The following is a 14,577-nucleotide window of genomic DNA, read 5'->3' on the forward strand; positions in this document are numbered from 1 at the left end:
GGTCGCGGGGACACCCGTGCGCCGTCCACGGCCGGCTCAGCGGCCCGTGGTGAGCGCCGCCGAGGCGGAGCGCACCGGGATGCCGCGCCAGTTCGTGCGGGGCAGCAGCTGCTCGCCCTTCATCACCAGCGAGAGCCCGTCGACCGAGGCGCCGGCGCCGACCGTGGTGTCGTAGAGCACGATGGAGCGCGCCCCGACGCTGGCGCCCTCGCCGATCTCGACGTAGGACATCTTCATGACCCGGTCCTCGAACAGGTGCGTCTGCAGGGACACGTCCGTCGAGACGGCGGCGTCGTCCCCGATGTGCACGAGGTCGAACTCCGTCAGGTAGGTCGTGCCGATGTAGGTCCGCCGGCCGATCTGCGCGCCGAACAGGCGGAGCACCGGACCGATCAGCGGGGTGCCGACCAGACCGCCGACGAGCGCGGGGACCGCGGCGGACTCGTAGACGCCGGTGACGAACTCGCTGCGCCGCACGAAGTTGTCCCACAGGGGCTCGATCCGCTGCCGGTACCGGCCCACGACCGCCCACTTGAGGACCACGACGGCCAGCACCACGGCGAACCCGGTGGCGAGCGCGATGAGCGGCAGCACCGCGACGAAGCCCAGCAGGCTCAGCTGCGGCACGAGGCTCACCGAGGCCAGCAGGCCGAGGTAGCCGAGCAGGCCCACCAGGGCCGGGGGCACCGTGATGCGCAGCGCCTCGATGACCAGGCGGGCGGCCACCTTGCCGCGCGAGGGCCGGTAGGTGAGGCTTTCGTCGTAGTTGCCGCTGTCCTGCCGGCGGGGCAGGAACATGGCCGGCGAGCCCAGCCACGAGGTGCCCTCCGGCACGTCGGCCGGGGGCACCGAGGCGACGCCCACGAGGGAGCCGTCCCCCATCCGGGTGCCGGACGGGACGAACGCGGCGTTGCCCACGAAGGAGCGGTCGCCGACGACGGTGCGCTCCATGTGCAGGTGCCCGTGGTGGTACACGGCGCTGCCCACGCTGGCCATGTCCGCGACGAAGCTGCCCTCCCCGAGGGTGAGCAGGTCCGGGTCGATGTGGCCCACCGTGGACACCTCGGAGCGGGGACCGACCTCGGCGCCGAGGACGCGCAGCCAGGGCACGGTGTACAGCGTGGCGTACAGGGCGTTGGTGCTCTCCAGGCTGGTGCTCAGCAGCTGGTCGGCCATCCACTTGCGCACGCCGAGGCCGCTGCGGACCGGGTGGATGCCCGTGGGGGTCCGGCGCAGGACGATCGCCCGTCCCCCGGCCACCACGGCGCACACCGTGAGGACGTAGACCACGCCGACGGCCGGGGTGAGCGCCAGGCCCACCGGCAGGCCGAACTCGATGGCCGCGATCCAGATCATCAGGAAGGACGGGAGCACTAGGACGAAGGGCAGCACCTCGAGGGCGGCCCAGCCCAGCAGCAGGGCGGCCACGAGCGGCGCCGGCCAGCGGCCGCCCGGCAGGGGGCGGCGCTCCATCCGCTCGAGCAGCTCGTCGTCGCCGTCGGCGGGCCGGGAGGGCGAGCCCAGCCAGTGCTCCCCGGCGGGGATCACCTGGTTGCGCGCGGCCAGGGACTGCTCCGCCAGCCGGGCGCCGTCCTCGACCCGGGAGCCGGGCTGCAGCAGGGCGTTGGCGCCCACGAACGCGTCGTCGCCGACCCGCACCCGGGCGATGCTCACCCAGCCCTCCTCGACCTGCGCGGTCTGCACGGAGGAGCCGTAGCCGATGCTCGCCCGGGAGCCGATGCTCACCAGGGAGGGCAGGCCCACGGCCGCGGTGCCCACGTGGGCGCCCGCGCCGACCTCGGCGCCCAGCAGGCGCAGGTAGCCGGCGGCCATGGGCGTGCCGGTCAGGAGGCCGAGCGGCGAGAGCCGGGTCAGGCCGTCGACGCACCACAGCAGGAAGTACTGCCTCCCCCAGAGCGGGTGGTGCCCCGGCCGGACGAAGCGGCCCAGCACCCGCGAGCCCAGCAGCGGCAGGAGGAAGCGGGCGAGCACGGAGATCAGCACGCCCACGAGCAGCAGGTCCCACATGAGCGGGTAGCTGAACTCCCCGCCGTAGGAGTACAGGACCGCGGCGAGCGGGGAGCCCACCACCATGGCGGCCAGCACCATGGTCGTCACCTGGGCCGCCCCGCACAGGGCCACCCGCCCGCTCGTGTGGTGCAGGGCCGTGGGGCGGTCGTCCGGGTCGGCCACCGACGGGACGGCCGCCGGGGCGGCGTCGAGGTGGCGGGCCAGGTCCCGGACGGTCGGGTAGGTGTAGATGTCGGCGATGGAGATGTCCTGGTCGGGCAGCTCCCGGCGCAGCTCGGAGGTGGCGGTCGCGGCGAGCAGCGAGTGCCCGCCGAGCTCCAGGAAGAAGTCCGCCTCCGCGGAAAGCTGGTCGACCGGGATCCGGAAGACCCGGGACCAGACCTCCGTGAGCTGCCACTCCGACTCGGTCCGCGGCGGGACCAGGCCCACCGTGGTCACGAAGCGGGGCGAGCTGGGCTCGGGGAGGTTCTTCCGGTCCACCTTGCCACTGACCATCATGGGCATGGCGGGCAGGATCTCGTAGAAGGACGGCACCATGTACGGCGGCAGGGCCGCGGTCACGGAGTCGTGGAGCAGCTCGAACAGGGCGCGCTCGTCGCGGACCTCGCCGCGCAGCGTGAGGAACGCCGCCACGTCGTCGCCGCCGGAGACGAGCTTCACGGCGGCGTCCGCCACCGCGTCGTCGCGCCGGAGCACGTTCTCGATCTCCTGCAGGTCCGCGCGGTGGCCGCGGATCTTCACCTCGCTGTCGGCGCGGCCGAGGTACTCGATCTCGCCGTCGGGCAGGATCCGGCCCAGGTCGCCGGTGCGGTAGATCCGCCCGGCCCGGGGCCCGTCCGGGTGCGGGCGGAAGCGCTCCTCGGTGACGTGCGGGAGGTTGACGTAGCCGCGGGCCACCCCGGGCCCGGCGATGCAGATCTCCCCGGGCTCGCCCTCGGGCACCTCGTGCATCGACTCGTCGAGGATGCGCACCTCGTAGGTGGGCAGGGGCTTGCCGATGGTCACGGGCCGCCCGGGGGTCAGCTCTCCCCAGGTGGCGGTGACGGTGCCCTCGGTGGGCCCGTAGGTGTTGAGCATCCGGCGCCCGGGCGTGGACCAGCGCTCCACGAGGTCCGCCGGGCAGGCCTCCCCGCCCACGAGAATGCTGCGGATGCCGGGCAGGTCGTGCTCGAGGGTGGCCAGGACGGTCGGCACGCAGTACAGCACGGAGATCTCCGTGCGCTGCAGGAACTCGACCAGGCCGCGGCCCAGGCGGGCGTCGTCCGTGGGACCGGCCACGAGGGCGGCGCCCACGGCCCAGGTGGGCCAGATCTCCTCGATGGAGAAGTCGAAGGCGATGGTCATGCCCTGGTAGACCCGGTCCTCGGGACGCACGTCGTAGACCTCGGGCACGATCTCGATGAAGTTGCAGATGCTCGAGTGCGCGACCTCCACGCCCTTGGGGCGGCCGGTCGAGCCCGAGGTGTAGATGATGTAACAGGTGGGGTCGCCCTCGTGGCGGACCTCCGGCCGGTGGGCGGGCGCCGCGTCGAGCTGCCCGCCGATCCGCCCGACGTCGACGACGTCGGCGGCGGCGTCCTCGACGAGGGGCACGAGCTCCTCCGAGGTGAGCAGCAGGGCCAGGTCCGAGTCCTCGGCGATGAACTGCACGCGGTCGGCCGGCAGGTTCGGGTCGATCGGGACGAACGCGGCGCCCGCCTTGAGGACGGCCAGCAGCGACGCGTACAGCATCGTGGAGCGCTGGAGGAGGATGCCCACGCGGTCCCCGGCGGCGAGGCCGTAGCCCGCGATCAGGTGGGCCATGCGGTTGGCCAGCTCGTCCAGCTCCGCGTACGTGTAGACCTGCCCGTCGACCTGCAGGGCCTGGGCGTGGGGCGTGCGGTCGCAGCTGCGCTCGAAGAAGTGCTGGAGCCGGCCCGGCCTCGTCCCGGCGCCCCGGGCCTCCCGCGCCGAGGAGTCCGGCCTCGACCGTCCTCCGGCGGCGTCCCCCTTCACCGCGGCCTCGCCCCACAGCACTCGCTCTGCCGACGACCCCCCGTCGTGGCGGTGTGAGCGTTGTGGTGCTGAGGTCATGTCCGACTCCTTTCGACGCGCGAACACCGGTGTTACCGGCAGGTCCGTTCTACGCAGGAGCCCGTTATGCCTTCCTCACGCCGCCGTCACCGCGGCGTTATCGATGCGTTATCAATGGGTCGTCGCCGGATCGCTCCCGGGCGCCGGCAGGGGCCGCCGGGCCGGGATGCCGGCCGGACGTGGGCGAGATCACAGGGCGCGGGACCGTCCGTCGAGTCGTTCTCGACTGCAATCGCGCGGATCCCGGGCCGGCGTCCGCCGGCGGGAGCACGTCGCGGCACGGGCCGGGCACGGCGGGCACGTCCTCGGGTCCGGTCGGCGCGCACGACCTCCGGGAGGACGGAGCATTCCGCCGTGTTACTTTTCGTGAACGCGCGTGCGGGCGCGCGGCGGTCCCACCCGGGACAGGCCCCGCCCGGATCGCGGCCCGGGTCCCGGCGCCGGTCAGGCCGCCGCTCGGCCCGTCCGCCCGGGCCAGCCCGGGGTCCGGAGCCGGCGCCGGAGCGTGCTGCCGGGCCGTGCGCCGGTGAACTCGCCCTCCGCGCCGCACGCCGCGACCCAGCCGGGGGCGTCCGTCCCGAGCACGTGGGCGGCGCGGGCGTAGGCCTGGGCCTCCACCGCGGTGCGCGCGGCCACCGCGACCCGGCCCCACGGGCTCTCCGCGGCGGTGCCGGTGACCGGGTTGACCACGGTGGCCCCCGGCCGGGGCAGCACGGCGAGACCGCGGTGGCCCGCGGCGAGGAGCGCGGTCCAGGCGGCGGCGTCCAGGGCCGGGTCCGGTGCGGGCCCCCGTCCGGGCCCGGGGGACGCGGCCAGGGCGGCGGCCCCGGCGGGAGGGCCGGCCACAGCCAGCACTCCGCCGGCGCGGACGACGAGTCCCTGGTCCGGGAAGGTCTCCGCGAAGAGCAGGGCCGTGCGGTCCGCGGTCCAGGCCTCGGCGACCTCGGTGAGGTCCAGGACGGTGCCCTGCCGCATCCGCAGGCGGCGGGCGGGCAGGTCGAGGTCCAGGTGGGCGATCCCCGGGGCCGGACGGGCCGGCAGGCCGTCCTGGGCGCGCCAGGCGGCGTCGCCGGTGGTGGGGTCGACCAGTCCGCTGGTGAGGCGGGTGGTCCGCAGCGCGGCGGCGAGGACCTGTGCGAGCACGGGTCCGAGGACCACGTCCACGTCCTCGTGCTCGGCGAACCGGTTCAGCAGGGACAGCTCCGAGTCGATGCGCTCGGGCGCCACGGCCGCGGAGACCTCGCGGTGGACGCGCTCGGCCAGCCGGCGGGCCTCCTCCTGGAGGTCCGGGGCCGGGGCGCGGACGGTGTCCGGACTCGGCGCCCCGGGCGGGATGGGGGTGGACATGGCCGTCTCCTGGCGGTCTCGTGCCGGCGCGTGCCGGAGGACGCGGACGGGCCTGCGGGACATCCGGCAGGTGGTGCCGAGCTTACGCGCGGCGGGGCGCTCCGGACGGCGACGTGACCGCTCGTTACCTGACCGTCATCGCGACGGACCGGACCGGCCCCGGTCCGGCCGCCGGCATCGGCACGCCGGCGGGGATCCCGGCCCCGTCCCGCCCGCCGGCCGCCGCGGTCCAGCGCAGCACGTCGGCCGGGCGGTTGGAGGTCAGCTGCTGGACGCCCAGGGCGCGGCACAGGTCCACGTCCCGCGCCGTGTCGATCGTCCAGGCCCGCAGCACGCGCCCGTCGGCGGCCCACCGGCGCACCAGGTCGGGCCGGGCGCGGACGAAGTCGATGCCGGGGCCCACGATGTCCACCAGACCGGCCGCGATCACGGGCAGCGCCGGGGGCACCACGAGCCGCATCCCGGCGTGCAGCACGGCGGCGGCCGTGCGGTTCACGCGCAGGCTCTCCCGGACCGTGCGGCGGGTGGTGGTCTCCACCAGCTGGCACACGTGCCGGGCGGGCACGGTCTCGAGGAGGTGGCGGACGGCGTCGGGGTGGAAGCTCATCAGCGAGACCGTGACCTGGCCCAGCCGGCCCGTCTCGGGGTCCCACCCCTCCCGCATGAGCACGTTCAGGACCTCCTCCTCGAGCCGGTGGCCGTACGGGCTGGGGTGCTTGGTCTCCACCGCCAGGCCCACGGGCCGCCCGGCCCCGCGCAGCAGGTCCAGCAGCTCGGGCAGGGTCAGCAGCTGGCGGTCGCGGGGACCGTGCCCGGGCGGGATCGCCACGCCCTTCCAGGAGACCCAGTCGAGGCGGCGCAGCTCGGCGAGGGTGCGCGCCGAGACGGGCCCGCGGCCGTCGCTCGTGCGCCCCAGCTGGGCGTCGTGGTGGAGGACGAGGTGGCCGTCGCGGGTCAGGTGGACGTCGCACTCCACCCCGTCGGCCCCGTCGAGCAGCGCCTGGACGTAGGCGGCCCGGGTGTGCTCCGGGTAGGCGGCGCTGGATCCCCGGTGGGCGTAGACGATCGGTCGCACGGCGCTCCCTCGGCTGCTGGCGGGGCGGTGGCCCCGCTCTCGGCGCCAGAGTAGGCAGGCGCGGTGAACGGGCCACCACGGCCGGGCGGATGGGCCGTGAACGACGACGACGCCCCGCCGGAGGGCGGGGCGTCGTGGCGGCGAGGGGCCGGGTCGGCGGCTACTTCTCGCCGGAGATCTCGCCGTGGGCGGGCGTGTCCGGGGCGCCGTCCCCGCCGCCGAACCGGGGGGCCCGCTCGGGCAGGGCGAGCTCGGCGGGGAAGGTGGCGGGCAGCGGCCCGAACGCCTCGCGGGTGGCGGCGATGACCTGCCGGGACATGGCCAGGTTGGCGCCCCCGCCGACGATCGCGCCCACGCCGAACGGCAGGGCACGGCCGAACACGGCGCCGGTCTGCTTGAGCAGGAAGCGCTTGACGAACATGTTGCGGATGATCCGGCTGACGTCGAAGGTCTTGGAGTCGTCCTTGCCCATCATCAGACCCCAGGACGACATCATGCCCTTGCCCTTGGTGCCGCTGGCCAGGATCTGGTTCATGACCTGCCGGCCGTCCTCGCCGAGCATGAGGGCCATGATCATGGTGCGGGTCCGCTCGGGGTCCTCGGTGTGCACCCCGTGCAGCTCGGCGATCGCCTGCGCGTAGAGGGCGGTGGCCTCGAGGTAGCCGACCACCGCGAAGGAGGACAGCCCCAGGGAGGCGACGGTGCCGACGCCGGGGACCACCGCGGTGGCGCCGACCGCGCCGCCCTCGACGGTGGCGGAGCGGACGTAGATCTTCTCCAGGCGCCGGGCCAGCTGCTCGGGGGACTCGTCCGGGTACTTGGCGCGCACCTTCTTCACGAACGCGAGCACGACCGGGCGCTGGGCGCGCAGGACGGTGTCCAGGAACTTGTTCATGGCCGGCTTGGGCTTGCCGTGCTCGTCGAAGGCCGAGCTCAGGGGGTTCAGGTCCATGGGGTGCTCTCCTCGTGGAATGCCGGGGCGGTGGTCTGCGGCCCACTATATGCTCAGCCCACTGAGCAGACGCCGGGATTCGCCGACGGCGGAGGTGAGGGCCGCTCAGTCCGCCGGCAGCAGCGGGACCGAGGGGTCGACCCGCTGGAAGGAGTCCGGGAACTCGGCGCGCAGCCGGACCAGCTCGCGGGCGAAGGCGTCCAGGTCCCGGTCCTCCTGGCTCACCGGGTGCCACTGCCGGGCGGGCAGGGCGTGCCCGGCGTCGTCGAGGGCGACCATGACCATGAGGCAGTTGGTGGTCAGCCGGAGCTCACCGGTGGCGGGGTCCCCCGACCAGCAGTTGACGGAGATGTGCAGGCCCCGGGCCGCGGTGTGGATCAGCCGCGCCCGGACCTCCACGAGGTGGCCGATGTGCATGGGGCGGTAGAAGCGCACCCCGCCCGCGTAGACGGCGATGACCGGGCGCCCGGCCCACCGGGACCCGCACACGAACGCGGCCTCGTCGATCCAGCGCATGGCCGTGCCGCCGTGCACCTTCCCGCCCCAGTTGATGTCCGTGGGGGCGGCCAGGAAGCGCAGCACCGTCTCCTCGGCCGTGCCCTCGTCGGTGTGCTTCTGCTCCGCCATCAGCGACTCGATGCTGTTGCGCAGCTCGATCCGCCGCTTGGTCACCGCCTGCTGCCGGCGCTCGTGCTCGGTCTCGGGCGTCCACTGCGGGACCGGGGTGGGGCGGCCGTCCCCGTCGACGGCCACCATGATGATCAGGCAGGTGTCCCGCAGGGTCACCCCCTGCTCGCGCGGGTCCGCCGAGGCCACCTCGACCCGGATGTGCATCGAGGAGCGGCCGGTGTGCACGATCTTCGCGGCGACCTCGACCATGTCCCCCACGCTGACCGGGCGGTCGAAGTGGATGTTGCCCACGTAGGCGGTGACGCAGTAGGCCTGCGACCAGCCGACGGCGCACGCGTACGCGGCCTTGTCGATCCACTCGAGCACGCGCCCGCCGTCCACGGTGCCGGTGCGCCCGGCGTCGGTCGGGGCGGCGAGGAAGCGGAGCACAGCGGTGTCACGGGCGGCCATGGCACCAGTGTGGCACGCCCGCCCCGGGCCGGTGCTCACGGGGCGAACGGCGCCCAGGCGTGGAGGCGGCGGAGCATGTCCGACTTCTTGTGCGCGTGCCCCTCCATGCGCACCAGGATGTCGTCGAGCGCCTCGATCGCGTCCACCACGAACGGCCCCTTGTTGAGCATCACGCACTCGGCGCGCTGACCCATCGCCGCGTCGGTGACCTCGGCCCGGGAGGGCAGGCCCTTCTTGGCCAGGGACTCGAGCACCTGGGTGGCCCACACGACCGGGACGTGCCCGGCCTCGCACAGCCACAGGATCTCCTCCTGCACCTCGGCGAGCCGTTCGAACCCGGCCTCGACCGCGAGATCGCCGCGGGCGATCATCACGCCGACGTCCTGCCAGCGCATCGCCTCCAGGAGCATCAGCGGCAGCGCCTGGAAGCCGCCCACCGTCTCGATCTTGAGGGTGATGTCCAGCTCGCGGCGGCCCACGGCCTCCAGCTCCTCCAGCAGGTCGCCCACGTCCTGGCGCGAGCGCACGAAGGACATGTTGACGGCGTCCGCGTGCTCGGCCACGAAGGGCAGGTGCGCGCGGTCCTCGTCGGTGAGCGCCGGGATCCGCAGGTCGGTCTCGGGCAGGTTGATGCCCTTGCCGGCCCGCAGCTTCGTGCCCCCGGGCGCGGCCTGCAGCACCGCGAGCTCGATCTCCTCGGGGGACACGGCCGTGATCCGGCACCGGATCCTGCCGTCGTCGAGCCACACGGGCTGCCCCTCCCGGGCGTCCGTGAAGGCCTCGGGCAGCGAGCAGCCGATCCGGTGCGGCCCCTGCGCCCGGACCGGGGCGGGGGTCATGTCCCGGGTCAGCACAAGCACGTCGCCGGTGTGGACGCGCAGGAACTGCTCGAGCGCGGGCAGCTCGCCGAGGACGCCCTCGGTGCCGTCCTCCGCCTCGACGGCCAGGCCGGTGGCGAAGTAGACGGTCTTGGAGCACTCCGCCAGCACGCCCGGTCCGGTCGCCTCCAGCACCCGCAGCGTCCGCCCGGAGCCGCGGGCGTCCTTCAGCCGCAGCCGCTCCCCCGGCACGCGCGCCGCCGTCCAGGCGGGGTCGGCCACGGGGACGGCGGGGGCGTCGTCGTCCACCCCCGGGTCCGGGTCCCCCAGCCAGAGGTGGGCCGGGACGGTGACCCGGCCGCGGCTGTCCCGGACCGGCTTGATCTTCTCGACCTGCGGGCCCGGCTCGACCGGCCCGGTGCGCAGCTTGGGCCCGGCGAGGTCCATCGCCACGCGCACCTCGTGCCCGGTCGCGCGCTCGGCCGCCCGCACGTGCCCGATCATGGCCTCCCACTGCTCGGGGCCGTCGTGCGCGCAGTTGATCCGGGCCACGTCCAGGCCGGCGCGGACCATGGACTCGACGAGACGGCGGTCCCCGGCCGCCTCCGAGGGCAGGGTCACCATGATGCGGGTGCCCCGGTCCTCGCGGCCCGGTCCCAGCAGGGCGGCGGTGTTGCGGCGCAGGACCTCGGCCCCGGGCAGCTCCGGCTCCTCGAGGCCGATCCCGGGGTCGGGGGCGGCGAAGACCTCGTCGGTGCGGGCCGCGAGCACCTGCAGGGTCTCCACCACGGCGGTCAGGTGGGTCATGACGCCCGCCTCCATCCGCCCGAGCGAGGACAGGCCCAGGGCGCTGAGGTCCCGCTGCAGGTCCCGCACGTCCTGGCTGCGCACGGCCACGTAGTCCACGAGGTTCAGGGCGGAGCGGCGGTGGCGGGGGGTCACCCGCTCCAGCTCCGGCACCGCGGCGCGGCGGGCCGCGGCGACCACCTCGACGAGGGCGAGGACGCGGTCGAGCAGCTCCGCGGCGCGCTCCTGCCGGGCGGTCATCGCCGGCCTCCGGGGACCACGTCGACCCACACGGGGCGGTGGTCGGAAGCCGGGAAGGGGTGCTCGCCCGTCAGCTCGGCGCCGGGGGCGCCGGGGACGGGCCAGAACACCCCGGCACCGGTCACCCGCAGGTTCCGGGAGGGCAGCACGTAGTCGGCGCGCAGGTTACCGGGGGCGGGGTCGTCGGTGAAGTCCGCGGTGTCGTGGGCCGGGTCGGAGCGGTGGGCCCGGTTCGCCCCGCCCTGCCGGGCGGCGGCCTCGGGACCGCCGGCGGAGGCGGGCAGGGGGTCCTGCACGCGCGGGTGCGCCAGCAGCTGCTGGATCGCCCCGGGCCACGAGTCGCCGTCGAGCGGGTCCGCGTTCTGGTCGCCCATCACCACGAACCGCTCCCCCGGGCGCAGCCCGCCGCGCCCGCCCTCGTCGTCGTAGACGTACGACGACGCCGCGGGGCCGCGCACGTAGTCGGCCCAGAACCGGATCTCGTCGGCGTTGCGCCGGCCGTTGCGGTCCTCGGGCCCGTCGAAGGTCGGCGGGGTCGGGTGGGACGCCAGCACGTGCACCGTCGTGCCGCCGATGCGCACCGGGACGTCCCAGTGGGACTTGCTGGACAGGCGCAGCTGCTCCGCGTGCCCGGGGGCGTAGTGCCCGGCGGGCAGGCGGCTGCCGGGCATGTCCGCCCACCGGAAGTCCCGGAAGGTGCGGATCCCGTCGGTGTCGAGCGGGTGCTTCGAGTAGAGGACCATGCCGTACTGGCCCGGGAAGAGCCCGAAGCCCCACGCGTCGTCGGGCCCGCCCACGACCCCGTCCCGGTTCAGGTCCAGCCCCGAGGGCTCCCCGGTGTTCACCGGGGCGGTGTAGACGTACGGGTAGTGCACCGGGTCCTGGCCGCGCTGCGGGACCTCCAGGTAGTTCGTGCGGAACAGCTCCGCCGAGCGGCCCGCCGCGTCGTGGTCGAACTCGTTGAGCAGCAGCACGTCCGGAGCGGTCCGCTGGACCAGCTCGGCCACCGCCCGGGCCTGCGCGTCGTCCGGGGTGGCGAGGTCCTGCTGCAGCCGCCCCGGGGCCGAGCGGTGGAGGGACGCGTTGTACGTCATGAACCGCACCGGTTCCTGCGCCGCCATGGCCCGCTCCCTCCCGTGCCCGGGGGCCCGGCCGTGGCCCTGCGCCCGGGCCGGGCCCTCTCCCGCGGCGGCCGGCAGGCCGGCGCCCATCAGGAGCACCGCGAGCCCCACCGCCGCCGTCGATCTGCTCGGTCCCAATGATCCTCCTCGTCCGCCCGGCTGTCAGGCCCGACCGTAGCGGGTCCGGGCGAACAGCGGTTGAACGGGGAGCGGCCCGGGCCGTGCGGGCGGCTGGGACTGCCCGGGCGGCGCGGGCCGCTCAGGCGGCGCGGGCGGCCGGGGAGCGGCGCAGGCGGTAGCCGTGGACCGGGACGAGCCGGCGGGCGCCGGTCCCCGTCTCCAGGATCCAGAGCAGGCCCAGGTGCGGGGCGGACTGGCCCACCGTGCCCACGTGGCGGAGGGCGCCCTGCTCCCACACCTCGATCCGGTCGCCGGACCGGATCAGGGCCGGGTCCCGGACCCAGTCCTCGTCGGCGGGGGTCAGCTCGGCAGGGGGCAGGTCGGTGGGAGAGACCCCGGGGACCGCGGCGGTGCCGGGGCCGGCGGGGACCGTGGCGGGGATCGTGGCGGCGGCCGTGGCGGTGGTGGGAAGAGCGGTCATGGTGCACGTCCTCTCGGGGCCGGTCTGGTGGGAGCCGGGGCCCTCGACTGCGGGTTCGTCGGACACCCCCAGGATCGTCCGCCGATGTGGCCGGGACGTTTCGCTCCGGTTGACGGGCCGTGCCGTCACGCCGGGAGGCCTGTGAGATCCGCCACCGGCCGTTAGGCTCGTGCGGACGCCGCGCCCGTCCCGGCGCCGGCCCGCCACCGGAAGGACCCACCGTGAGCAGCCCGCAGAACACCGCTCCCGAGCACACCGGCTCGGAGACGACCAGCGCCGAGACGACCGGCGCCGGGAGGACCGGCCCGGAGCGGATCAACTCCGAGAACATCAGGACCTATGTGGAGCGCATGGCCTCGGACGCGCCCGCCCCCGGCGGCGGCGCCGCCGGGGCCCTGCAGGCGGCGCTGGGCGCGGCCCTGCTCGGGATGTCCGCGCGCTACTCCACCGGCTCGGAGCACGCGGCGGACGCGGCCGCCCGCACCGAGGAGCTCATCCCGGCCGCGCTGCGGCTCGCCGACGCGGACGCGGAGGCCTTCGGGGAGCTCTCCGCGGCCTTCGGGCTGCCCCAGGACACCGACGAGCAGCGGGCCGCGCGCTCCCGGGCCGTGCAGGAGGCCACCGCCGGCGCCGCCCGGCCCCCGCAGGAGCTGATCGGCGTGGCCGCGGAGGTCCTGGACCTGGCCCGGGAGCTGACCGGCTGGTGCAACCCCAACGTGCTCAGCGACGTCGCGGCGGCCGTGGAGGCCGCCCGGGCCGCCGTGGCCACCGCGCTCGTCACCCTGGAGATCAACGTGCGCTCGCTGAAGGACGAGGACGTAGCGCAGCGGCTGCGGGCCGAGGTGGCCCGCGGCGAGCGGGCCGTCGAGGACGCCGCGGAGCTCAGCCGGCGGATCCGGGAGCGGGTTCAGGACTGAGCGCAGGCCGGCGCACCGCGAAGGACCCGGCCACCGCCAGCAGCGAGATGATCCCGCCGCACAGGAAGGCGCTGTGCACGCCCGCCTCGGTGGCCTCGGGCGCCGCGGCCCCGGAGGCCGCGGCGCCGGCGGCGCCCAGGGTCAGGACGGTGACGAACAGGGCCGTGCCCGCGGCCCCCGCCACCTGCTGCAGGGTGCCCACCATGGCGGAGCCGTGCGAGTACAGCCGCTCCGGCAGGGAGCCCAGGCCGGCGGTGAACAGCGGGGTGAACATCAGGGCCAGTCCCGTGCTGAGCACCACGTGGGCGAGCAGCACCATCGGCACCGGCGTGGCCGCCGACGTGGACGCCAGGTACCACAGGGACCCGCTCAGCAGGATCGAGCCCGGCACGAGCAGCACGGTGGGGCCCGAGCGGTCGTAGACCCGCCCGACGACGGGCGCGAGCAGGCCCATGACGAGGCCGCCGGGCAGCAGCAGCAGGCCCGTGCCCAGGGGGTCGAGGCCGTGCACGGTCTGCAGGTAGATGGGCAGCACGATCAGCGTCCCGAAGAGGGCCATCATGCTGACGGCGAGCACCGCCGTGGACGCCGTGAACACCCGGGACCGGAACGTCCGCAGGTCCAGGAGCGCCCGGTCCGCGCGCTGCAGCCGGGTCTGGCGCCGCACGAACACGGCCAGCGCCGCCAGCCCCACGACCAGGGGGACCCACGCCGGGACGGCGGCCTCGCCGCCCTCCCCGAGGGTGCTCAGGCCGTAGACCAGGCCGCCGAAGCCCAGCGCCGAGAGCACCACGGAGACCACGTCCAGCGGCGCCGGGCGGGGCTCGGTGACGTTCTGCATCCGCCACGCGCCCAGCAGCAGGGAGCCCACCGCGATCGGCAGCACCAGGATGAACATCCACCGCCACTCGAGCACGCTGAGGATGACGCCCGAGATGGTCGGCCCCACCGCGGGGGCGACCGAGATCACGATGGAGATGTTCCCCATGACCCGCCCGCGCCCGACCGGCGGCACCAGGGTCAGGACCGTGGTCATCAGCAGCGGCATCATGATCGCGGTGCCGCAGGCCTGCACCACCCGCCCGACGAGCAGGGTCCCGAACCCGGGCGCGACCGCGCAGACGAGGGTGCCGAGGCTGAACAGGGTCATGGCGGCCAGGAACACGGGCCGGGTGTGCAGGCGCTGGAGCAGGAACCCCGTCACCGGGATGACCACGGCCATGGTGAGCATGAAGGCGGTGGTCAGCCACTGGCCGGCCACCGCCGTGACGGAGAGGTCGGCCATGAGACGGGGCAGGGCCACGCCCATGATCGTCTCGTTGAGGATCACCACGAACGTGGAGACGAGCAGCAGCCCGATCACCAGGCGGTTGCGGGCGGAGTGGTCGGTGGCGACCGCGGGGGCACCGGTGTCCGGGACCCCCGCGGTGGGCGCGGGGGCGGGGACCGGCGTGGTCTCGGACACGGGGAGGTCGGGAGTCATGGGCAGGGGATCCTTCGGGACGCAGCAGGGGT

At 75.1% G+C, this 14,577-nt stretch carries 10 protein-coding genes; 1 reads left to right on the forward strand and 9 read right to left on the reverse strand.

All coding sequences use genetic code 11. The features are described 5' to 3' along the window. Positions 1-36: 36 nt before the first annotated feature. From ACWCOM_RS01850 to ACWCOM_RS01885, 8 genes are all read right to left on the reverse strand, one after another. A complete protein-coding gene (locus tag ACWCOM_RS01850; RefSeq protein ID WP_454547027.1) occupies positions 37-4,104 on the reverse strand; it encodes a Pls/PosA family non-ribosomal peptide synthetase in 4,068 nt (1,355 codons plus the stop codon). A 444-nt stretch (positions 4,105-4,548) separates the two neighbouring features. After that, complete coding sequence (locus ACWCOM_RS01855; protein ID WP_454547028.1) at positions 4,549-5,451, reverse strand: FAD:protein FMN transferase; 903 nt, start codon at positions 5,449-5,451, stop codon at positions 4,549-4,551. 124 nt (positions 5,452-5,575) lie between these two features. Beyond that, positions 5,576-6,526: a glycerophosphodiester phosphodiesterase gene (locus tag ACWCOM_RS01860; protein WP_454547029.1), complete on the reverse strand. Its 951-nt coding sequence runs from the start codon at positions 6,524-6,526 to the stop codon at positions 5,576-5,578. Between the two features lie 160 nt (positions 6,527-6,686). Continuing rightward, entirely contained in the window at positions 6,687-7,478 is a 792-nt protein-coding gene (locus tag ACWCOM_RS01865) for a di- and tripeptidase (protein WP_454547030.1), read from the reverse strand. Positions 7,479-7,583: 105 nt separating this feature from the next. Beyond that, the gene (locus ACWCOM_RS01870) at positions 7,584-8,558 is read right to left on the reverse strand and encodes an acyl-CoA thioesterase (protein ID WP_454547031.1); all 975 of its coding nucleotides are present in this window, start codon (positions 8,556-8,558) and stop codon (positions 7,584-7,586) included. 35 nt (positions 8,559-8,593) lie between these two features. Beyond that, a complete protein-coding gene (locus tag ACWCOM_RS01875; protein WP_454547032.1) occupies positions 8,594-10,423 on the reverse strand; it encodes a pyruvate kinase in 1,830 nt (609 codons plus the stop codon). Continuing rightward, positions 10,420-11,682: an endonuclease/exonuclease/phosphatase family protein gene (locus tag ACWCOM_RS01880; protein WP_454547033.1), complete on the reverse strand. Its 1,263-nt coding sequence runs from the start codon at positions 11,680-11,682 to the stop codon at positions 10,420-10,422. The genes ACWCOM_RS01875 and ACWCOM_RS01880 overlap by 4 nt, the downstream gene beginning before the upstream one ends. 121 nt (positions 11,683-11,803) lie before the next feature. After that, positions 11,804-12,145, reverse strand: coding sequence for a hypothetical protein (locus ACWCOM_RS01885; RefSeq protein ID WP_454547034.1), 342 nt, complete (start codon positions 12,143-12,145; stop codon positions 11,804-11,806). A 221-nt stretch (positions 12,146-12,366) separates the two neighbouring features. Here ACWCOM_RS01885 and ACWCOM_RS01890 point away from each other — a divergent pair, with 221 nt between their 5' ends. Next, positions 12,367-13,062, forward strand: coding sequence for a cyclodeaminase/cyclohydrolase family protein (locus ACWCOM_RS01890; protein WP_454547035.1), 696 nt, complete (start codon positions 12,367-12,369; stop codon positions 13,060-13,062). Here the strand turns inward: ACWCOM_RS01890 and ACWCOM_RS01895 are convergent. Further along, positions 13,028-14,545, reverse strand: a complete 1,518-nt coding sequence (locus tag ACWCOM_RS01895) for an MDR family MFS transporter (protein ID WP_454547036.1) — start codon at positions 14,543-14,545, stop codon at positions 13,028-13,030. The genes ACWCOM_RS01890 and ACWCOM_RS01895 overlap by 35 nt on opposite strands. Positions 14,546-14,577: the final 32 nt, after the last annotated feature.

The organism is Kocuria sp. KH4 (genome assembly GCF_053711175.1).